Here is a 20,860-nt window from a genome sequence, read left to right on the forward strand (position 1 = left end):
AAAAATCAATTTGTTAAAATTTACAATTTCTTAAGGGTTGTAAATCGCTCCACTGCTGTGATCGCCCAGAGCCCCTGTCACTGACGCTAGACAATTGTTTGCATTGCGTAACTTGAGTACTCCCAAAAGAGCAAATACCAATGCCTCCTTGAATTCAACAATCATAGGATCTGGAATGACCAGTTGGATTTTTTTATAAGAATTTACCCTCTTCAAAAGATACTTATTATAAGCACCTCCACCGGTTACCAAAACTTTGGAGTTTTCTGAGAGGTTTTGCGCGATTTGGAACGCGGCGTGTTCCGTAAAGGTTGCGAGTGTTTCTTCAGGATTTTTGATGCTTTCGAGTATCGGGAAGATTTTCTCATTGACCCATTCCATTCCCAGGGATTTGGGGTGGGACTGATGATAAAAGGGTAGTTTGTTCAACTTTTTGAGCACAGCGGTTTGAGGAGTTCCCGCTTTCGCGAAAGCGCCACCCGCATCATACTCTTTACCCAGTTTCAAGGCATAATGATTCAAAACGACATTTACCGGGCAGATGTCGTAAGCCAATCGTACACCATTTTTCTCAAAACTCAGATTAGCAAAGCCGCCCAAATTCATGCAGCAGTCGTAATCTGCAAACAACAATCGATCGCCTATGGGAACCAATGGAGCTCCCTGACCACCCATCGCAACATCTTGAACCCTGAAATCACAAACGATCCTATGTTTTGTAATTTGAGCAAGTTCTGGCAGGTTTCCTATCTGATACGTGTAGCCATTTTCTGGTTGATGATGAATGGTGTGACCGTGTGAGCAGATGGCCAGTAGATTGGTAATTTTATAATCTGAGATAAATTCATTGAGAATTTTACCTAAATACTTAGTGTATTCCTGATCCAGTTGCTGCAACTGATCTGGATCACGATGCATCGCCTTTTTGAGGAGGTTCAATATTTCAGATGGATAAGGAACAGTTATCGCATTATGGATTGTAAAGCTCCATTGCTCTTTGCGTACTAAGGTAATGTGGGCAATATCCACACCATCTAGTGATGTGCCGGACATGACTCCTAGAACGTTATAGTACTGATGGTTGGTCATAAAAATTATATGGTGAACGGGTTAAATGCCTTAGTTTTGCAAAACTTAAAATTAACGGATTTAATATACATAGGAAATGGATTTTGGTCTTACTGAAGAGCATTTAATGATTAGGGACGCGGCAAGGGATTTTGCCAAGAATGAGTTACTGCCCGGAGTTATCGAGCGTGACACCCACCAGAGATTCCCTGCAGAGCAGGTGAAAAAGATGGGTGAGCTGGGTTTTTTAGGTATGATGGCTGATCCCAAGTATGGTGGTGGCGGTATGGATACCGTTTCTTATGTGCTGGTTATGGAAGAGCTTTCTAAAATTGATGCGAGTGCCTCCGTCATAGTTTCCGTAAACAACTCGCTCGTTTGTTGGGGTCTGGATACTTTTGGGACTGAAGCTCAGAAGGAAAAGTATTTGACGAAACTTACTACAGGTGAATCCATAGGTGCATTCTGCCTTTCTGAGCCAGAAGCAGGAAGTGATGCAACCTCGCAAAAAACCACTGCCATAGATAAAGGTGATCACTATGTTCTTAACGGTACTAAAAACTGGATCACAAATGGTAACAGTGCTGATTATTACCTCGTCATCGCACAAACCGATCGTGAGAAAAAGCATAGAGGAATCAACGCTTTTATCGTAGAAAAAGGCTGGGATGGTTTTGAAGTAGGTGTAAAAGAAGATAAGCTAGGAATACGCGGTAGCGATACACACTCTTTGATCTTTAATGACGTGAAGGTTCCTAAAGAGAATAGAATAGGAGAAGATGGATTCGGTTTCAAGTTTGCGATGAAAACGCTTTCTGGTGGTCGTATAGGTATCGCCGCTCAAGCGTTGGGAATTGCTAGCGGAGCTTATGAATTGGCTCGTGAATATTCTAAAGTGCGCAAAGCCTTCGGAACTGAAATTTGCAATCACCAAGCCATTGCCTTCAAACTTGCCGATATGCATACCAGCATAACCGCTGCACGTCACATGGTGATGAAAAGTGCTTGGGACAAGGATATGGGTAAGAATTATGACATGAGTGGAGCTATGGCAAAACTTTATGCTTCACAAGTGGCTATGGACGTTACTGTTGAAGCAGTTCAGGTTCATGGTGGTAACGGCTATGTAAAAGAATACCACGTAGAACGTTTGATGCGTGATGCAAAAATCACTCAGATATATGAAGGAACAAGTGAGATTCAGAAAATTGTGATCTCAAGAGGTTTACTTCAAGACTGACTCTAAAAACTCAGAACTTTTAAGCCGTTTTACTGCCAGGGTAAAACGGCTTTTTTGTTTGTGGTAAGTGAGAATTAAAAGATACTATAACCTTTAAGTTAAAGTATTTTACAGATAACATGCTATTTTACAGAATAATTAAAGGAGAATAGTACTTTAGCAGCATGAAAAAAATTGTTGTTACAGGAGGTCTAGGCTACATAGGGTCTCACGTTACTGTTGAGTTGCAAGAGCAAGGTTACGACGTAGTTGTCTTAGACAATCTTTCTAATACATCAATTGATGTATTGGATAATATTGGCCGCATCACAGGTAAAAAACCTGAATTTGAACAACTCGATGTGCGTAATAAACAGGCCGTTGCTGGATTTTTCGGAAAACATCATGATGTCGATGGGATCATTCATTTTGCAGCCTCAAAGGCAGTAGGTGAAAGTGTTGAAAATCCGCTTCTGTATTACGAGAACAATCTCAATTCTCTAGTTTATATACTTCAGAACATCCAAGATAAGCAGGTGAGCTTTATCTTCAGTTCTTCATGTACCGTTTATGGTCAGGCAGATGAATTACCTATCACGGAACAAGCCCCAGTCAAGCCTGCAGAATCTCCATATGGAAACACAAAACAAGTAGGCGAGGAAATCATAAGAGATACATGTAAGGTAGCTCCTAATCTTAAAGCAATCGCTCTGCGATATTTTAACCCCATAGGAGCACATAAAAGTGCCGAGATCGGAGAGCTGCCTCTGGGAGTGCCACAAAATCTTGTTCCTTACATTACCCAAACAGCGGCAGGGCTTAGAGAAGAATTATCTGTTTTTGGTGATGATTACCCGACTCGCGATGGTACAGCCATTAGAGACTATATACATGTTGTAGACCTAGCAAAAGCTCACGTTGCAGCTCTCCAGAGACTTATTGAAGATAAGGCTGAAACTAATTATGAGGTTTTTAATGTAGGAACTGGTACAGGTTCTACCGTTCTAGAAGTAGTAAATGCTTTTGAAAAATCTACCGGTCAAAAACTCAATTACAAAATTGTTGATAGACGCGCCGGCGATGTTACAGCAGCCTACGCACAAACTGATAAGGTAAATAAAATACTAGGCTGGAAGACCGAGTATTCTCTTGAGGACTCCCTCGCCAGCGCTTGGAAGTGGGAGAAGAAAGTGAGGAGGATTAGCTAGTCCGCGGTTTGCAGTAGGAGTTTTGAGCACTCAATTAATGTTGCAATAATATATCATATATCAAGTCGAGCGACAGTCGACACTGATTTTTAGATGGAGAAAGCCAATCGTTCTAGACTGCCGCTCGAACCGAAATTCGTCAAATTTCTCCAATGAAAAGCCTCCTCGAGGAGTTGGGGTGTTGGCAAGATTAAACTAGGTTAATTCAGGATACTACATTTTGTATTACAAAAACTCAGACACCTGCTCGTTTACCCATTCTAGAAACCGCTCGTCGCTCTCGTCAAAAGCATTGATGGTATGGCTGTCGATATCGATCTGCCCTATGTTTTTGCCATTCTTAAATAATGGAATGACGACCTCGCTTTTCACATGGATACTGCAAGCGATGTAATTATCTTGTGCGGTTACGTCATCCACCACAAAGTTTTTATTTGACACAGCTACCTGTCCACATATGCCTTTCCCAAATGGGATTACCGTATGGTCAGTAGGTTCTCCAGCCTGCGCTTTTAAGTGTAATGTAGGCTCAGTCTCATGTGCCATGTAGAATCCCACCCAGTTATAACGATCTAGATTCTTTTGAATCAAGTCGCAAATTGCTTGCATTTTTACCTGTGGTTGAAAATCAGGGTTTTTTGCGATTTCAGTGATTTTGGGTTTGAGATCTTCCTTCTTCATGGTCTGACATTTAGGACGACAAAACTACTCACGCACCTATTTTTTAATGACTAACTTTGTCTTAAATAATGCTATTTTGAGCAAACTCAAGCCTTATTATCCAGTATTCAAATTTGTAGGGATTTTTGCAGGTATCTACGTGATCTTGTCGTTGTTGTATTACCTCTACACGAGCCAAGACTGGACTGGGGTAAACTATCCAGATCCAGTCACTTCACACGTGAGTCACCAGACTAAGGAATTACTGCAGCTATTAGGTTACAACGCAACTATTGAAAACACGGCGCAACTCCCTTCCATCAATCTTTTCATCGATGGGAATATTGTTTTCAGGGTCATCGAGGGCTGCAATGCCATGAGTGTAAGCATTCTGTTTCTTGCTTTTGTTCTCGCTTTCGCGAAAGCGTGGAAAAAAACGCTCCTTTTCTGTTTATTTGGAGTCTTGGCGATTTATGCGGTTAATTTGTTCAGGCTCGTGCTACTGGCGGTAATTTTTGTAGATCATCCTGATTATGCGCATACTGCTCACGATTTGATCTTCCCAGCGATCATTTACGGAATGACCGTTTTGTTATGGATCTTCTGGATCAGAAAACCTAAGAACGCATGACGGTTTCCAGGCTCATATCGTTTGTAATGATCGCTTTGTTGCTGACCGGGCTGGTATGCGTTAGAGCTTTTGAGGTAGCGATTTTTCAAGATCCCTTGCAAAGTTATTTTTTAGGTGATTTCCAGAAATATGCCTTTCCTGAGGTCAATATTTTTAAACTGATTGCGCTGACCAGTTTTAGGTTTTTGATCAACACGGTTTTGTCGCTCTGGATCTTATGGTTTCTCTACAAAAAGAAGCGATTTGTCAATGCAGCCTTATGGGTGTACCTGTTTGCGTTTGTCATCTTAATGGCTTTATTTATTATTCTATTTCAAACGAGCGGCGACCTGGGGAAAATGGCATTTTTCTACACAAGAAGATTTTTGATTCATCCTGTAATTTTATTTGTGCTGGTGGCTGGTTTCTACTTTTTGAAAAGTAAGAAACGTCTGAATTTTGACTAATTCACCTTCTCTGTTACGTGATTTCCACCACTATCAAAATAACGATAAACCTGTCTCTCGCCATTTTCTTTGATAAAAATGTAGCTACTGTCATCTGAATCTGTAACTGGTGCCTCATCATTTAGATAGGCAATAAGGTTAGGAAACAAAGAAACGCTGCTTTTGATCTGTCTACGATAGGGTTCAAAGTCGGACGGTGCGTGAACAGCAAATAGTGCGCTGAACATACTGTTTCTCAAAACAGGATCTTTGATGACACTCTCATAAACCTGCCCGGTATATTCTAATCCTACATACCCTCCATGATCAGCTACTAAGACGATAAGCGCATTTTCATCATGCTTTTTAATCAAGGTGATCAATTCTTCAAGTTTAGGATTTACCTCCTCGAGATTTTTGAGGTATTCTTCACGCTCTTCGATCTTACCAAGTGTTTGCTTTTTTCCTGGAGTGATGTGACCAGGTTTCAGAATTTCTATAAAGGAAAAGTTGGGTTGGTCTGATTTTGTTTGACTCAGATAGGCTTTAAAATCTTCCATATAATTCAGATCGGCCCGGAATTTTGGGAAAAAATCTAAATCTTTAGATTGGATGTTATTAAGATTATACCCGCTTTCTACATAGTTCAATCGCAGATAATTGGAACTTGAAAAAAATGAAGTTAAGTAATCGTTGTTTTTAAAAGTTTTCAAAACCTGATTGGAACCAGAGATGATTTCCCGCGCGTAGGGAAGCTCATTATGCGTAAGATTATAATTATGATAATGATGGCTCGCTGTAAAAAGTGCTGCATTTGAACTCAGCGTAGAGCTATAATTACTTCTATACTCGTTATTGAAAATAAACCCTTCGTTTTCAAGATGGTTATAAAATTCCTTATTATCAAAAGAGTAGTAACTTTCTCTGAGCGTTTCTCTTCCAGGGTAACCATCAGGCTGGATGATATAGATATTAGGTTTTTTCTTGAAAGTTTGCTGATTCCATTTTTGATCGTGAATCCAATCATATTTATAATCAAAAACTTCTATAAAATAAGGAGTCCAACTCACTAGACCTATTAAAAACATCGCAGCTAAAAGCAGGGTAAAAGCTTTATAAAACCGCGATAAGAAAAACACTCCTATCATAGTAGCAATACCCAAAGCAATCAGAGCCTTCAAATGAAAGCCACGATACCTGATGAAAGAGATTGCAATAGAACTGATTATTGCGAAAACCAAGAAATAGAGCTTTTTACGATCCCAGTCGTTTTTCTTGAAGAAGTAATCCAGGACCAGAAGAATGATGCTGGGAATGGCAATAAAAAGCAAAGCAAGACCGCTAAGTTGTTCCACAGAATTAACTTGGAAAAAGTTATGTCGATACGTGTAAAGTATTAAGTATAGACCGGGCAAAACACTCGCCGTCCACCAGTAATGGCGGTCGCTTTTGAGATAATCCAGCAGCTTTTGCTTCATTTTTTCTGCATTAAAAACAGGGTGCGTTCTGTGCCCTCGATCTTTTCTGATTTTAGTATGGTGTAGAGTTGTTGGTACGCTTTCGCGAAAGCGTCAACTCCATAAAAATCAAATAAATGGCGCGCATCCCGCTTACTGTCCAAAATGAACTTTACCCAACTGTCGTCTCGATCTGGAAACTCGATGATGAGGTAGGGGCTGAGCCTTGCAAAAAAGGCTGCGCTCATCTCAAAAGGCACATTACCTGTGAGCGTGAGGTGGTGAATCAACGCCAGCGCCATACTCAAATCGGGCTGCCATGAGATCAAACGGTCGATGAATGAATCACGCTCTTGATTCTCAAAACCTATAGCCGGAGCAGGTTGCAAAAGATCCGTGACCAGCGAGTGGATCTTTCCAGACTTTAGGTGGTTTCTATAACATTGATCAACCGCGCTCTGATCGATGTCACAAACCATGACCTGGTCCATTTGATTCATGATTAGGTCACCAAAGGTCCCATCATTACCACCAAGATCCACGGCTTTTTTCAAACCTAGGTCGCTAGACCAATGTTCTATAAGCTGCTTTTTAAGCTCAAATGATTTCTGATCGTAGTTGATCTCATCGTAATAAGCGCTCCATTCTGTATTTTCTTTGAGCTCCATCTTTGAAATGTAGCCATCGAGAACTTTAAGGATTTTTACTTGATCCGATTTAGATAACTTGGCAAAAACGGCGATTCCTGAAGCAGATTTAAGTTTTGAGTTCCCGTCTTGAGCAAGCAGTTTAATGTGTGAATGCAAAACGGGATTGAACCTGTCTTTCATACCTAGATGCTGCTTGATCTCATTCAAATCACAGCCATTGATTTGATGCTGTAATGTCTTTAAATGTCTAGAACCATATTTCTGAGCCATAAATAAAGGTGCCAGAAAATGCTCACTGAATTGCTTCAACGCTCTCCAGGGTTGGTTCTCACGATACGGCTCGATGCTCAACGTGTCAATGAATATTGCTTTACCGTCATGAAAGGTCACGTTAAAAGCACTAGAGTCTTTTAGAGAACAGTTGTTTTCTAGCAAAAACAGTTGGATGCGCAGCGTGAGTTGAGCAGCATGTTTGTACTGAGTGTAACTCCACTCGTAGGGATAACTTATAAAATCAATTGGTTCTGGCTGGAGAATAATGGCATTTGCGTCTCTAGAGATTTCTTTGTGATCGACGAGCCAGTTTTTGGCTTGAAGTTTTTGATAAATGTTTTGCTTTAAGCAGAATTCATAATCCTCAAAAAACACGGGATTAATCTGGCGGTAAAGCTTCCCGTCTTTCTTAAATATAAAACCCGATGGATCCCGATAAGAAGCAGGATGTCTCATGACTTATCGTCTTCATCCTCGTTACTATAGGCCTCGTCAAAGCTATCTTTCTCTTGAGTTTTCATTCCCAACCAACCTTTGATGGTGGCGATTACCGTTTTGTAAAACAATACAAATCCCGCAAATGCGGCGATAGCGGCTTGTGTAATCATGGCTCCCAGCCCTGGATCAAAGTATAATACCATGCGGGCAATTTACAAAATATTAAGAGTCGGTCGATAATTGTGATTAATGAAAAAGCCAGCTCAAATAAGCTGGCTTTCTGACAAACACAAATAATTAAACATCACTCAAAAGTCGTCTCTCCTTCATTGGGATTGTACACATAGTCAAAAGTATAAACACGACTACCACTAGGGTCAGAACTGTCTTGATCACGGTAGTAACTTAAGATTTCCATTTTTGCATAGCGACCATCTCTAGTTCTAAATACTAGTATCTTCCCTGGAATTGGAGTTACAGTATGTGTAGTGAAATTATAATCATACCACCCGTCTGATCCACCAGTAGGGATCGCAAATGAGCTAGGAGCATCTTGGATAAATGTAAGTGTACTTACATCAGTTACACTTGCGAGCGTACCAGTGGTGATGGCTACTGCCGCATTTCCGTTTCGCGCAGGCTCATCGTTAGTTCCAGTCTGAGTACCTCCATTCACAGCGATTTTTAAACCTCGGAAAGCAATGTCCCACTCTGTATCACTCGTAGTTCTCATTCCCGTTGCGAAGTCAAATTTTGCGAATTCTCCGCTCTCAGGTTCTTGGTCACGTCCGCCAGTTTGTGGAGCTTCAAAGTTAGTTACTGTACTGGTTTTAATGTCTAGCCTATTGATGCTATCATCGTCATCGCTACATGAGGCAAAGCCAGTAAACAAAAGGGCAAGCGCCGCAAATTTTAAGGTTTTGATTGTCGTATTCATAGTTCAGGGTTTTGATTTTAAAAAGTATAATTGAGTTTAATAAATCCTTGTATTCCTGGATTGTTGGGAATGTTTCTATCCTTGTAATTAAACAGATTGTTAGTTCCCAGTTGCAGATTGAAATACTTAAAAAACGTCTTGCTTGCTGCTATGTTTGTGGTGAGGAATCCATCTACAAAACTGTTGTCATAGGTGTCGATAATGGAGTTGCCGTTAGTATCAAAAAGTGCGTACTTGCTGCGGTAAAGTAAGCGTAGATTGATGTCCGCTTTCGCGAAAGCGAGCTTATAAAACACCTTGAGATTTGCATTGTGTCTGGATCTATTTACAAGCCCAAAGTAATCTGAACGTTCCACCTGCACGGTTCGGTTAGTGGCTGGATCGCGTGCGAAAACCTCACCGTCTTTTACACGATCTTCTTGAATTTTGTCAAATGCATATAAAAGCTGGTAACCACCAGATAGACTAAGGTTCTTGTTGAATTGGTAACCTAGATTGATCTCGGCACCGGTAAAATAAACCTCATCAAAGTTGCGGTAGCTGAATACGTTTTGCCCGTTAAATTTTCTTGCGATGACCTGCGTATCGATCAGGTTACTGAAATCATTACGAAAAAAGTTAATCTCTCCATTCCATTTATCCTTACGATAGGTAGCACCTAGGTTGAACCCGATGCTGCTTTCTGCCTTGATAGGCTCGTCAAAAAAGCCTGCGGGAACGGTTCTATTGGCGATTTGACCTGCATCTTCCAGTTCCTGAAGTTTATCTGATGCAACATTGTAACCCAGTACGGTGTAACCCACTGCCGAGTTTGTGAAGTCAAAATACAACTGTCTAAAATCGGGTGCTTTGAAACCATAACCTATAGAGGTTTTCAATGCAATGGCATCGTTTAGTTCGTAGCGCAGCGCCAGTTTAGGGCTTAATTGATTGCTGTATTCACTGTGGTTGTCAAATCTAAAACCAGCAATCACATTCAATTTTTTTAATGGTTCCAAATCCCACTGGCCGTAAATATATTGAGAGTTGAATGCGACTTGCTCATCAAAATAGGTGCGATCTAGCTGGTCGTATTGATACCCAACTCCCGCAGTGACCGTTCCTGCTTTTTTTATGTTATAATTGACTCGGACTTCTGGTCGTATGAGGGTTTGGTCAAAACGGCTATCAAAAACCACATCATCTGAAATTTCACCCGTTATAAGTTCCTCCGCTCGATATTTGGTAAAATAAAATTCATATTCAAGGTCTAGATTCTCACTAGCCTCGTGGTTTAGTCTGGCGTGAGCGTTCCATTCCTGTTCTTCAGAATCGCCTGAGACCGTTTCAGTATCTGTGGTGAAGCCAGATTCTATGTTTTGAGTGTAAAAACGGGTAGAACTAAAAAGCTCTAGTTTGTCATTGAGATCTACATAAACACGACCGTTAAGCGTATAGTTTGCAAACGGATTCACGGTTTGTCCTTCGGTTTCGGGATTCAAATCATAGCCTTCACTAGAGAAACGATTTGCAAAAAATCCATAACGCCACTTGCCGAGATTTTGTTTCAGGTTGACATTTACATCTTGTTGACCGTAACTGCCATAACGGTATCCCACATCGCCTCCTACTTTGCGACTTCGTGGTTTTTCGGTAATGATGTTAATGACACCGCCCAGGGCATCACTACCGTAGAGTGAGCTGCTGGGACCTTTCACAACCTCTATTTGTTTAATGTTGCCTACGGTGATACGTCTTAAATCAAAATTTCCAGCGCTTCTTCCCACCAGTGGTACTCCATCGACTAAGATCAAGATATAGTCTGATGCGATACCTTGAATTTGCACGCCTTCAAAACCGCTTTCATCGGGTACGGTTACGATCCCGATTTGCTCGTTGAGAATCTCATCCAGTCTTACGACACCGGTTTGCCTGATCTGTTTTTTGTCAATTAAGGTAACCGGTAGTGGTAGAGAGCTTAACTGTCTTTCAGTTCGGGTAGCGGTAATAACAACCTCTTCAAGTTTTTCATTACTCAAAGAATCTATGGGCTGTTCTTGTGAGTACGCTTTCGCGAAAGCGAAAACGAGAAGCAAAAAAATAAATACAGTCTTTTTTATAAAGCTCATTCAGTAGAATAATTCTAAATAGCGGCGCAAATATATGTACCAATTTTTATTTAGAATGATTAAGGATAATTATATTTGCCAAAAATTTTAATTGATGAAAACCTTATTATCAAGCATTGTCTTAAGTGTAGTAAGTCTAGGAGCCTTTGCTCAAGACAAAATGGAACAAGATGCAGAAGCCATAAAGAAAATGTGTGGTTGCTATGAAGTGAGCTTCAATTTTGCCGAAACTTTTCAGCATGTGAAAGATTCATTGTACAAACCTTCAAAGAATAAAGTGACCGGTGGCTTGGAATGGGCACAACTGGTTACTGATGAGGACGGGATGATTCAAATCCAGCATTTACTACAGGTAGGGCCGCCATCACAACCTATGATTGTGAAGCACTGGCGCCAAGACTGGATGTATGAGAATCAAGATTTCTACATGTATAACGCAGATAATGAGTGGTCGTTTGTAAACAAACCAAAAAGCGAAGTTGAAGGTCAGTGGACCCAAAAGGTGTATCAAGTAGACGATAGCCCAAGATATGAGGGTAGTGCTACGTGGGTTCATGTAGATGGAAAAAGCTACTGGGAAAACACGACTCCAGCACCGTTGCCTAGACGTGAATACACCGTGAGAAGTGACTACAACCTAACCATGCGCGGCAACAGACAAGAAATTACTGAAAATGGCTGGATCCACGACCAGGACAATCAGAAAATCGTACGTGAGAAAGGCGCTGAGGATGTATTGATCGCGAGTGAAAAAGGTTACAATGTTTATAAAAGAGTAGATGATAGCCGCTGTGCAGCCGCGCAAGAATGGTGGAAAGAGAATTACGACAAGTGGGAAGCCGTGCGCGACACTTGGAGTGCGATCTATGGTAGAGATAAAGATCTTGTTTTAAAGGAAAAGCATGAGAACAAACGCTTGTACGACTATCTATTTAACGAGAATCTTACCGAAAAAAAGGAAATCAAAAAGACGATTGAGTCTTTTGTAGAATCACCTGCAAAGTAAAAACTGTACGAGCATCGGTCTCTTGACCGATGTGGTACTTAATTTGAGTGTAAAATAAAATTATGAAGAAGATTATAACAATTACCCTATTGCTCGCTGCGATTTTTTCTCAAGGGCAGGAAAATAAATTTTGGTCACGAGACTTTTGGAAGGCTTCACCTGATGTAGAAGAAGTAAAATCAGAGATAGCTCAAGGTACCGATCCAGTCGCTCTAAATGAAAATGGCTTTGATGCTGTTACCTATAGTATTTTAGAGAACGCGGACTTGTCGACTATTAAGTACCTATTGAGTATTAAGGGCAATGCCATAGACAAAATCACTCACGACGATCGTATCTATCTGCACTGGGCAGCTTATAAAGGGAATCTAGATTTGATCAATTATCTGCTAGATCAAGGGTCTGATGTGAATGCTTATGATGATAAAGGCCAGACTCCAGTCACCTTTGCGGCTGCGATCGGTAATTTTGACCAGCAAGTCTATAAGGTGTTTATAGAGGCTGGTGTGGATTTAAAGAAACATTTGAATAAGGACGGTCAAAACATTTTACTTGCCGCGGCTCGTAGGATTGACAGTGAGGAGAAAATGAAGAACCTACTTGATCTGGGAGTCGAGTTGTACAGCACAGATAATTCTGATAACAATCTCATGCATCAAGCGGTTCTTGTACGTAATCTTGATCTTTTAAAGCTTCTAAAGGATATGAAGTTTTCACCTAACGATCGTAATGAGAACGGTTATACTCCTTTACATTTCGCAGCGATGAAAAGTCAGGATCTAGATATTTTAACTTATCTAGTAGAACAAGGCGCTGATAAATCCATCACGACTGAATTTGAAGAATCGGCTTATGATCTTGCGTTGGAAAACGAATATTTGAAAGAAAATAAAGACCAACTTAACTTTTTGAGACCATGAGAAAATTTCAAATCGTACTGGCTGTATTGATCATCTCTTTAGGCAGCCTCGCATTTGTGGAAACTGAGGAGACCGTGGATTATAAATGCATGGTCCAGCTCAAAAACTATCAAGGTCACGGTGCCTATCTAGTAGTTTCTCTGCTCGATGAGAATGGAGAATATCTAGAGACGCTCCACGTACAGGGAAAAGATAGTGAGTGGTACAACGAGATCACAGAGTGGTGGGGGTTTTATGGTAAATACCGTCCAGATATCGATGCGATTTCAGGAGAGACCATTGCTGGTGGAGAGCGTAAAGTGACGACATTGAAGATTCCTAGTTCCGCTTTCGCGAAAGCGCAAACCCTAAGATTTGAAACAGCCGTCGAAGACCAGGAATACTACGAAGCAGATCTTGAGATCAAGCTTGATCCCTCAAAAAAGCTGGAATCAAAATACGACGGAACCGGCTGGATCAGGTATGTAAGAATGCTGCCAAACTAGAAATGGATTTATGACTCTTATGTTGGCAATACGCTCTGGGAGCACATTAAACACAATGTCCATCTTTCCCCCTTTATTGTCACCGACGAGCGCATGCGAGAGGATGACACGTCAGCAGGACAGGGGGGCTATCGAGCTGTTTCAATCGAGATAATCAAAACGAGAAGGAAACTCTAAATCGATGCACCTATCCATCTGGAGATATAGTCATTTTGTGCTGGCAGTGATGTCAGCACTTTTTGTGTTGATTCTTTCTGTTACTGGTGCAATTTTAGCGACTGAACCTCTATTTAAAAGTCACCAGATCGATGGATTAGAATCTCTTTCTCTGGAAGTGGCCATTTCAAACCTGAAAGAAAAACATGTTGAAATACTATCAGTCAAGAGAAGTGATCAGGATCAAATAATTGCCCAGCTTACTGATGAAGAGTTCAATATGGTGGATGCTTATATTGATCCTTTTACGGGAGACTCCATAGCTCTTATAGAAGATCAGCCTAAACTTTATAGCTGGACGACCGCATTGCACAGATCCTTGTTTTTAAAAACTACAGGTAGAGTATTGGTTGCCATTACCACACTTGCCTTATTGCTGATACTTACCACGGGAATCTTTCTTTTTGCTCAGCGGCAAGGCGGTTTCAAGATGTGGTTCAGTAGCGTGAAAGAAGGGAGTTTAAGTGAACGCTGGCATGTAATTTTGAGCCGCTGGTTCATGTTGCCCATATATGTTATCACGCTTACCGGTATTCTTTTATCTTCTGACACTTTAGGACTTATTGAGCAAAGTCCAGTTGAGTTGAATTGGTCTGCAGAACTCCCAGAAACTACTCAACCATCATTTTTCAAGGAAACTAGACTGTCTGAAATTAAGGAAGTGACCTTCCCTTTTTCAGAAGATCCGATCGATTATTACCACATCAAACTCGATGATCGTGAGGTTTTAGTAGAGCAAATTAATGGTCAGATTGTCGATGAGGTAATTTATTCCAGATCAGCTGGTTTGCTCAACTTGAGTAGGTCCTGGCATACCGGTAATAATCATCAGATTTGGGCAATTATTTTGGGATTGAGTAGTCTAGCAACTGTTTTCTTTTTAGTGACTGGGCTGGTAATTTATTTCAGGCGTAAGAAAAATGCCAAGATACTTTTCACGCCAGCTGCTCCAGAACATAGCGAAATCATGATCTATTACGGCAGTGAGAAAGGCTATGTGTTTCAACAGGCGCAGGCGTTTGCACTTTCCTTACAAGAGGTTGGCGAAAAGACTTTGCTCAAGGTAGGGCTGGCTCCTCTAGATGACTTTGAGATTCATGAGTCCTACAAGCAAATTGTGGTAATGACTTCCACTTATGGCGATGGTGACCCGCCCAGCAATGCTCAAAAATTTGAGAGCGTTTTTCAGAGTCTTGAATCAAAACAAACTAACTATAGCGTTGTGGCGTTTGGATCCAGTATCTATCCTAAATTTTGTGCATTTGGTAAAATAGTAGACCAGCTACTTGCAGAGCAAGGATTTCAACGGCAATTGCCAGTTGCGCTAATTGATGAAGAAAAGGATCCTGAACAGACTTTTGGGAAGTGGTCAACGCAATGGTCAGCCCAAACGGGATACGATGTAGGTATCGTAACTACGCAAAAAAGAAAACTCTTACCACTTAAAAATTTTACCGTAATCGAGCGAACTGCGTTAAATGTGGACGATACTTTTCTGCTGAAGCTGAAACCCTCGAGCAAGATCAACTTTCAAAGCGGTGATCTCTTGCAAATACAGGTTGAGGGAAGTGATAAGCGCAGGGAATACTCTATTGCCAAAGTAGATAACGACATCTTGCTAAGTGTCAAAATGCACGATTATGGGCTCTGCTCTAGGTATATGAGCAAACTTCAGGAGGGTGAGATTCTCAAAGCTTCGCTTTCCGTAAATGAACATTTCCATTTTCCAAAATCGGCATCAAAGGTTATTCTGATTGCAAATGGAACTGGAGTTGCTCCGTTTTTGGGAATGCTTGATGAGAATAGTAAAGCTGTTCCAAGAAGTTTGTTTTTGGGATTACGCTTTCGCGAAAGCGTAAATATCTACCAGAGCCACTTATCAAAGGCGCTTGAAAAAAATTCCTTATCGCAGCTGAAAATCGCTTACTCCAGAGCCGATGAATCACAATATGTTCAAGATCTCTTGAAAGAAAATCAGCACGACGTAGCTGCTCAGATCAAAGCTGGCGCGCATATCATGATCTGTGGATCACTCGCTATGAAAAATGATGTTTTAAAAGTGCTGGATGATATAGCTGTAAACCACAACCTTGCAGACACGCCACAGCTTGAAAAACAAGGTAGGTTGCGGTCTGATTGTTATTAGAACATTTAAAAATGAAGACCTCCGTGGTTTTGAACACCTCGGAGGTCTAATCACTCTATAATGGATATATAAAAAAAAACCGCCCCAATCGATTGACTGGAGTGGATTAGAAAATTCATTTCCAGATATTTTCTTGCCGTCGTTATTGTTTAGAAAGAATCTAAATAATAAATTTGTTACATGACTTGTAATGAAAAAACCATTTACAGAAACAAGATCGGGATCAGCTTTGTATCCCCATCAAGTAGTGAATATTACCGTGAACGCATTCACTTAATCATAAGACGCAATGGACTTCACTTAGACTCCAAAGAGTTCGCACATCTCAGGCGATTATGTTTAATGGCAATAGAGAGGGCAAAAGGTTGTGCCGATTGTCCTATAGCGAGAAAACACCCATGCCACATGCTAGAGACTCCTTTTCCACAGATAAGTCTGGCCTTCAGTTATGAGGAATTGTTAGAAGTTTCTGACCTTCTCGCGGGTACGTGGTTTGAGTTAGAATTGCAAAAAATACTGTCTGGACTTTGATTAATCCTGTATAGTTTAAAATTTTGATATGAAAAAACCGCTATGATTCAAGATCATAGCGGTTTAATACTTTTAAGTTGAACTTTTATCCGTTAGGATTTAAGATCATGTCGATACGTTGTACAAGATCCTGTAAATGGATGCGCGACAAACGATCAGAAGTTCTGCCTGCAGCTCTACGGGCATCGCGTTGAAGCGTTTGAAGCTCTGCACGCACGATAGGTCTGATGTCACTCTGTGCCACATCAACGGAACTTTGTCCTGCAAATCTTCTGAAAGCTGCTGGCAAGCTGCGTTGCTCGTTATTCATGATGTATTCAAGACGTTCTACGTAGGCTCTTTGAAGGTTTCTTCTGTATCTATCGATGCTACGACCTCTTGGTAGTTCTTCAAACAAACCTTTACGCAAGTCAGTCATCATTTCAAGAAGACCGTAACCTTCACGACCATTGACTTCTTCATTTTCCATAAGTCTTGCCATACGACCAAAATCAAGCAGGTTGTTCAATGTTCTTACTTGCATGCTGCGTATGCGCTCGATACCTCCATCGCTCTCGATCTTATTGAAGATTTCTTGATCAATCAACCATTCTGGAGTTTCAAAAAGCTGTGTATGCAAGAATTCCATGGCACGTTCTTGCTTGTCACGCGACGCGTGCTCGTAAACAGCACCTTCCTGACCGTAAGCTTTATAGGTTTCTTTTACTCCACCTATATTTCCAGTAACGTGCCCCATGTAACGATTGAACTGTCCTACAACCTGGCCGTACATTTCTTCTAGATCATCATAGTTCTCACCTTCTTTACCCGTCCATTCATTTAATTTAGGTACGATGCGCTTCAGGTTTTTGATACCGTACTCGCTAGCAAGCATGCTGTCGTCACCTAGGTCTTCTGTCTGGCTTGAGTAATCCACAACTCCAAACTGCTGACGACCGAAACGGTACATAGGATCTCCAGCTTTTTCAAGAATCCACTCGTCCAGGATTTCTTTTTCCTCTTCAGCAGTTTTGTTTAAAATAGGCTTATAACCCCACATAATGGCGTACTTGTCATAAGGACCTATGTTAGGCATCAAGGCTACATCACCATCCTCTGGCTGAGCCACATAATTGAAACGAGCATAATCCATAATGGATGGAGCCGTTCCGTATTTTTTAGTGAATTCTGGATCGCGTAGATCTTCTACCTTGTAAGCTACTGAGCTTCCCATGTTGTGTGGTAATCCCAGCGTGTGGCCTACCTCGTGCGCGCTCACAAAACGGATCAGGCGGCCCATGACTTCATCGTCAAATTTGGTTTTTTGAGCATCTGGATTTATGGCTGCAGTCTGTACAAAGAACCAATTCCGTAGCAAAGTCATTACATTATGGTACCAGTTGATATCAGATTCCAGAATCTCTCCCGTACGTGGGTCACTTACGTGAGGTCCGTTTGCGTTAGGGATGGGAGAAGCTAGATAGCGTACTGTTGAATAACGTACATCTTCTGGGCTCCAGTCGGGATCTTCCTCTTTAGTAGGAGCATCTTTTGCGATGATGGCGTTTTTGAAACCTGCAGCTTCAAAGGCAACTTGCCAGTCTTCAATACCTTGCTTGATGTACTTACGCCATTTTACAGGAGTAGCTGGGTCGATATAGTAAACGATTTGTTTTTTAGGCTCAACGAGCTCGCCGCGCATGAATTTCTCGCGGTCTTCATCTTTTACTTCCAGTCTCCAGCGATCAAGGTAGCGTACGGTTTTTGTCTTTTGCTCATCAAGACCATAGTCTTGCTGTCCACGGGCAAACCACCCTACACGCTGGTCAAAATAACGACGCTTCATAGGCTCATCTGGAAGCAGGATCATAGAATTGCTCATCTCAATAGAGATAGATTGCACGCTGCTGTTAGAAGGTGGCTCACTTGCAAAATAAGTCTTCACGTGTCTCGACTCGATATTGCGAGGGTAGGAACGCAGTGTGTCTATGTAGGAGCGGCTATCGTCAAGTCTTGTGATTTTATAATTTCTGCGTGCTCTCTGTGGAAAGCCTATCGCTTTAACATCTTTAGTAAAGAAGTCTGTAACATCAATGACCACATTATTGTTGACGCTATCTTTTTTTACCGCCTTGATCGGGAAGGAGTAAAGGATAGGCTCAAAGTTTGAATTTTCAACAGCGATACTTACCGGTAAAGAATCTGCTGCCACGATCTGGTGAGAGACTACGCGCAATAAAACATCGTCATTTTTACGTTGCCATCTCAGAGTCTGGGTGTTTTGCTTACCACCACCGAAACCAATTCCGCTTGCGGTTTTTGCGATTCTAGTAACCATAAGCATCTCTCTATTGAAGAGGCTGTCTGGAATCTCGTAGAAGTAATTGTCATCTACTTGGTGAACCGTAAAAAGCCCTTCATCGCTTTTGGCTTCTTTAGTGATCACTTTGCTGTAGGGCTTTATATCCCCTTTTTTACCCGGCTTTTTACTTGCCGAAGCGGTTTTTGCCGGTGCTTTCTTTTTCCCTTGAAAGACCGAGCAACCAGTAGTTAACGACACGGCAAGTGCCAGTGTAGCTACCATCTTAATCGTTCGCATGAATTGTTTTTTTTGTTATCGCCTAAATATATTACAGAATTCCTAAGAAATCCTTAATAGATCGTTAAGCAACAAGATGGTGCTGGTGTTGTTCTCGCTTTCGCGAAAGCGAGATAATTTAAGTTACATGGTTGTACTATAGTGTTACCCCTTAATGCAATACTTTATAAAATGTAATGTAAGATCAATATATTAGTGGCCAGTAAGTTGACTATTGAATATAACGATTTATAGCCTAAAGAACAATTCAAATGAAGCATCTCTACCTAATTTGTTTAGTACTGTTTAATGTTTCAGTAATTAACGCGCAATTCTACGGACCCGATGATTTCAGGATCAGTGATGCAGGAGGTTCTGGAAGTACTAATTCCACGGTTGAATTTCCAGATGTTGATTATGGATTCAGTAATCAGCAATTTTTGGCTGTTTGGTCGAGCGATGATACGGATCAGCCGGGAGTCATAGATAACGATAAGCAGATCTTAGGAAGGTTCATTGATCTCTCCGGCAATCTAATAGGATCTGACTTTTTAATCTCCTCCTTAAACCTTGGAAATACCAGCGAAAATGAGTTCCCGAGGGTAGCGTACAATAGTTCTGATGATAATTTCATGGTAGTTTATCAAGGAGAGCCTACTAATGGTGAGGACGAGATCTATGGCGTTGTTCTAGACCCTAATGGTATGGTTGTAAGTGCTGACTTTAGAATCACAGATTTTGGAGGTTCATCATCTTCTAGGGACATAAGAACCCCAGGTATAGCCTACAACCCAAATCTGAATGAGTTTCTAGTGGTTTTTATAACCTCTGATTTTCTTTCGTCTCCCACAGTGGTTGACATAGAGGGGCAAAGAGTAGGGCCTACTGGAAATCTGATTGGGAACAGGTTTTCTGTTTCAAGTATCAATACCGCTGAAGTGAATGGATCTATTCCTGACGTCATTTTCAATAATGATACTAATGAATATGTCGTTACCTACGTAGCATCGCCTATCTCAAATCAAGAGGGGCCGTATGCGACTATAGTAGCCCAGGATGGTCAGGTAGGCAGCACTACGGCACTTAGTACGAGAGGTTCTATATCGCCGTCGAGTTTTGGCAATAGATGGGTAAGAGCGGCGCACAATCCAGTTGATCATACATTACTTTTTGTCTTTGACATGGACAATTCCCGCTCTGGTGAAATTGATGTAATAGGGGCGATTTATGATAACGCTATGAATATTTTAGTGCCAGAATTTGATATTAGCCGTGTGGGAAATAGTGATACCCGATATGATGCCGCTACTCCAGATGTTACGTGGCTACCTTCTGATAACCTCTTTTATGTTGTCTACAGAGCAAATCCTTTTTTGTCAAATAGGTCGGAACGCGAGATATTCATGAATAGTGTATCAAGTACTGGGAGTCTGGGAAATAGACTTCAAGTATCTTCTGCACCTATAGATGAGGAGGGAAATGCTAAATTACCTCGTGTTGTTTCAAATGGCGATGGAGCATTACTCACTGTTTATGAAGCTGAGGATACCTCAACTACTAATATGATGGTTAATGGAGAATATGAAATATTCGGTCAACTTTATGGAACTCCCACGCTGTCATCTGAAATCGAGGAAATGATTGATTTTATTATCTATCCCAACCCTGCTGAAGATTATATTTATTTAACCGGGTTGACGAAGAATCTAAAAGAGATTAAAATCATCAATGAATTGGGTCAGACGGTTCTGAAAGAATCTCTGGATTTTGAGGTAATGAACCAGTTGAATATCGGCAACTTGACATCAGGTATTTACTTTCTTGAGGCTATGACCCCTTCGGGATCTGTAGTGTTTAAATTTGTTAAGATGTAAGTGTACAGTCATGGAATATAGAATTGAGTTCAGATATTTTTGATTGCTCTC

Annotated in this window: 18 protein-coding genes; 10 read left to right on the top strand and 8 right to left on the bottom strand. The window is 41.1% G+C overall.

From position 1 onward, the window contains the following. Window positions 1–30 precede the first annotated feature (30 nt). A complete protein-coding gene (locus BST97_RS13795) occupies window positions 31–1,089 on the bottom strand; it encodes an anhydro-N-acetylmuramic acid kinase (RefSeq protein WP_085767783.1) in 1,059 nt (352 codons plus the stop codon). 76 nt (window positions 1,090–1,165) lie between these two features. Between BST97_RS13795 and BST97_RS13800 the strand changes: the two genes are divergently transcribed. Both BST97_RS13800 and galE read left to right on the top strand, forming a co-directional pair. Continuing rightward, complete coding sequence (locus BST97_RS13800) at window positions 1,166–2,308, top strand: acyl-CoA dehydrogenase (protein WP_085767784.1); 1,143 nt, start codon at window positions 1,166–1,168, stop codon at window positions 2,306–2,308. 164 nt (window positions 2,309–2,472) lie between these two features. Further along, a complete protein-coding gene (galE, locus tag BST97_RS13805) occupies window positions 2,473–3,495 on the top strand; it encodes a UDP-glucose 4-epimerase GalE (RefSeq protein ID WP_085767785.1) in 1,023 nt (340 codons plus the stop codon). A gap of 225 nt (window positions 3,496–3,720) precedes the next feature. Here the strand turns inward: galE and BST97_RS13810 are convergent, their stop codons facing one another. After that, window positions 3,721–4,176 (bottom strand): GAF domain-containing protein, encoded by a 456-nt coding sequence (locus BST97_RS13810; protein WP_085767786.1) that lies wholly within the window; start codon window positions 4,174–4,176, stop codon window positions 3,721–3,723. Window positions 4,177–4,252: 76 nt separating this feature from the next. On the opposite strand from BST97_RS13810, the gene xrtF reads away from it, so the two are divergent. Together xrtF and BST97_RS13820 are read left to right on the top strand one after the other, a co-directional pair. Then, entirely contained in the window at window positions 4,253–4,786 is a 534-nt protein-coding gene (xrtF, locus tag BST97_RS13815; protein WP_211277437.1) for an exosortase family protein XrtF, read from the top strand. Then, window positions 4,783–5,232 carry an exosortase F system-associated membrane protein gene (locus BST97_RS13820; RefSeq protein ID WP_085767787.1) on the top strand — a complete coding sequence of 150 codons (450 nt, stop codon included), beginning with the start codon at window positions 4,783–4,785 and terminating at the stop codon, window positions 5,230–5,232. The genes xrtF and BST97_RS13820 overlap by 4 nt, the downstream gene beginning before the upstream one ends. On the opposite strand, the gene BST97_RS13825 is transcribed toward BST97_RS13820, so the two are convergent. From BST97_RS13825 to BST97_RS13845, 5 genes are all read right to left on the bottom strand, one after another. Beyond that, window positions 5,229–6,689 carry an alkaline phosphatase family protein gene (locus BST97_RS13825; RefSeq protein ID WP_085767788.1) on the bottom strand — a complete coding sequence of 487 codons (1,461 nt, stop codon included), beginning with the start codon at window positions 6,687–6,689 and terminating at the stop codon, window positions 5,229–5,231. The genes BST97_RS13820 and BST97_RS13825 overlap by 4 nt on opposite strands. Next, window positions 6,686–8,047 (bottom strand): nodulation protein NoeA, encoded by a 1,362-nt coding sequence (locus BST97_RS13830; RefSeq protein WP_085767789.1) that lies wholly within the window; start codon window positions 8,045–8,047, stop codon window positions 6,686–6,688. The genes BST97_RS13825 and BST97_RS13830 overlap by 4 nt, the downstream gene beginning before the upstream one ends. Then, window positions 8,044–8,232: a hypothetical protein gene (locus BST97_RS13835; RefSeq protein ID WP_085767790.1), complete on the bottom strand. Its 189-nt coding sequence runs from the start codon at window positions 8,230–8,232 to the stop codon at window positions 8,044–8,046. Before BST97_RS13835 ends, BST97_RS13830 begins: the two co-directional genes overlap by 4 nt. Before the next feature lie 101 nt (window positions 8,233–8,333). Continuing rightward, window positions 8,334–8,966, bottom strand: a complete 633-nt coding sequence (locus tag BST97_RS13840; RefSeq protein WP_085767791.1) for an HmuY family protein — start codon at window positions 8,964–8,966, stop codon at window positions 8,334–8,336. Between the two features lie 17 nt (window positions 8,967–8,983). Then, window positions 8,984–11,074, bottom strand: coding sequence for a TonB-dependent receptor plug domain-containing protein (locus BST97_RS13845; RefSeq protein ID WP_085767792.1), 2,091 nt, complete (start codon window positions 11,072–11,074; stop codon window positions 8,984–8,986). A 94-nt stretch (window positions 11,075–11,168) separates the two neighbouring features. Here BST97_RS13845 and BST97_RS13850 point away from each other — a divergent pair, with 94 nt between their 5' ends. The 5 genes from BST97_RS13850 to BST97_RS15885 all read left to right on the top strand — a co-directional run bounded on the left by BST97_RS13850 (window position 11,169) and on the right by BST97_RS15885 (window position 16,378). Then, a complete protein-coding gene (locus BST97_RS13850; protein WP_085767793.1) occupies window positions 11,169–12,080 on the top strand; it encodes a DUF6607 family protein in 912 nt (303 codons plus the stop codon). Between the two features lie 62 nt (window positions 12,081–12,142). Further along, complete coding sequence (locus BST97_RS13855) at window positions 12,143–13,000, top strand: ankyrin repeat domain-containing protein (protein ID WP_085767794.1); 858 nt, start codon at window positions 12,143–12,145, stop codon at window positions 12,998–13,000. Then, window positions 12,997–13,485 carry a DUF2271 domain-containing protein gene (locus BST97_RS13860; RefSeq protein ID WP_085767795.1) on the top strand — a complete coding sequence of 163 codons (489 nt, stop codon included), beginning with the start codon at window positions 12,997–12,999 and terminating at the stop codon, window positions 13,483–13,485. The genes BST97_RS13855 and BST97_RS13860 overlap by 4 nt, the downstream gene beginning before the upstream one ends. A 181-nt stretch (window positions 13,486–13,666) precedes the next feature. Then, window positions 13,667–15,847 (top strand): PepSY domain-containing protein, encoded by a 2,181-nt coding sequence (locus tag BST97_RS13865; RefSeq protein ID WP_085767796.1) that lies wholly within the window; start codon window positions 13,667–13,669, stop codon window positions 15,845–15,847. Between the two features lie 180 nt (window positions 15,848–16,027). Further along, entirely contained in the window at window positions 16,028–16,378 is a 351-nt protein-coding gene (locus BST97_RS15885) for a hypothetical protein (protein ID WP_157111681.1), read from the top strand. Window positions 16,379–16,463: 85 nt separating this feature from the next. Here BST97_RS15885 and BST97_RS13875 read toward each other — a convergent pair whose 3' ends face one another. Continuing rightward, window positions 16,464–18,956: a zinc-dependent metalloprotease gene (locus BST97_RS13875; RefSeq protein WP_085767798.1), complete on the bottom strand. Its 2,493-nt coding sequence runs from the start codon at window positions 18,954–18,956 to the stop codon at window positions 16,464–16,466. Between the two features lie 251 nt (window positions 18,957–19,207). On the opposite strand from BST97_RS13875, the gene BST97_RS13880 reads away from it, so the two are divergent. After that, the gene (locus BST97_RS13880; RefSeq protein ID WP_085767799.1) at window positions 19,208–20,809 is read left to right on the top strand and encodes a T9SS type A sorting domain-containing protein; all 1,602 of its coding nucleotides are present in this window, start codon (window positions 19,208–19,210) and stop codon (window positions 20,807–20,809) included. The last annotated feature ends 51 nt before the right edge of the window (window positions 20,810–20,860 follow it).

The sequence above is a fragment of the Nonlabens spongiae genome, from assembly GCF_002117125.1.
GTDB lineage: Bacteria > Bacteroidota > Bacteroidia > Flavobacteriales > Flavobacteriaceae > Nonlabens > Nonlabens spongiae.

What these genes read in the sequence shown, in the direction of transcription:
- BST97_RS13795 (WP_085767783.1), bottom strand. Translation starts at nt 1,089, where the DNA reads ATGACCAACCATCAGTACTATAACGTTCTAGGAGTCATGTCCGGCACA.
- BST97_RS13800 (WP_085767784.1), top strand. Translation starts at nt 1,166, where the DNA reads ATGGATTTTGGTCTTACTGAAGAGCATTTAATGATTAGGGACGCGGCA.
- galE (WP_085767785.1), top strand. Translation starts at nt 2,473, where the DNA reads ATGAAAAAAATTGTTGTTACAGGAGGTCTAGGCTACATAGGGTCTCAC.
- BST97_RS13810 (WP_085767786.1), bottom strand. Translation starts at nt 4,176, where the DNA reads ATGAAGAAGGAAGATCTCAAACCCAAAATCACTGAAATCGCAAAAAAC.
- BST97_RS13820 (WP_085767787.1), top strand. Translation starts at nt 4,783, where the DNA reads ATGACGGTTTCCAGGCTCATATCGTTTGTAATGATCGCTTTGTTGCTG.
- BST97_RS13825 (WP_085767788.1), bottom strand. Translation starts at nt 6,689, where the DNA reads ATGAAGCAAAAGCTGCTGGATTATCTCAAAAGCGACCGCCATTACTGG.
- BST97_RS13830 (WP_085767789.1), bottom strand. Translation starts at nt 8,047, where the DNA reads ATGAGACATCCTGCTTCTTATCGGGATCCATCGGGTTTTATATTTAAG.
- BST97_RS13835 (WP_085767790.1), bottom strand. Translation starts at nt 8,232, where the DNA reads ATGGTATTATACTTTGATCCAGGGCTGGGAGCCATGATTACACAAGCC.
- BST97_RS13840 (WP_085767791.1), bottom strand. Translation starts at nt 8,966, where the DNA reads ATGAATACGACAATCAAAACCTTAAAATTTGCGGCGCTTGCCCTTTTG.
- BST97_RS13845 (WP_085767792.1), bottom strand. Translation starts at nt 11,074, where the DNA reads ATGAGCTTTATAAAAAAGACTGTATTTATTTTTTTGCTTCTCGTTTTC.
- BST97_RS13850 (WP_085767793.1), top strand. Translation starts at nt 11,169, where the DNA reads ATGAAAACCTTATTATCAAGCATTGTCTTAAGTGTAGTAAGTCTAGGA.
- BST97_RS13855 (WP_085767794.1), top strand. Translation starts at nt 12,143, where the DNA reads ATGAAGAAGATTATAACAATTACCCTATTGCTCGCTGCGATTTTTTCT.
- BST97_RS13860 (WP_085767795.1), top strand. Translation starts at nt 12,997, where the DNA reads ATGAGAAAATTTCAAATCGTACTGGCTGTATTGATCATCTCTTTAGGC.
- BST97_RS13865 (WP_085767796.1), top strand. Translation starts at nt 13,667, where the DNA reads ATGCACCTATCCATCTGGAGATATAGTCATTTTGTGCTGGCAGTGATG.
- BST97_RS15885 (WP_157111681.1), top strand. Translation starts at nt 16,028, where the DNA reads ATGACTTGTAATGAAAAAACCATTTACAGAAACAAGATCGGGATCAGC.
- BST97_RS13875 (WP_085767798.1), bottom strand. Translation starts at nt 18,956, where the DNA reads ATGCGAACGATTAAGATGGTAGCTACACTGGCACTTGCCGTGTCGTTA.
- BST97_RS13880 (WP_085767799.1), top strand. Translation starts at nt 19,208, where the DNA reads ATGAAGCATCTCTACCTAATTTGTTTAGTACTGTTTAATGTTTCAGTA.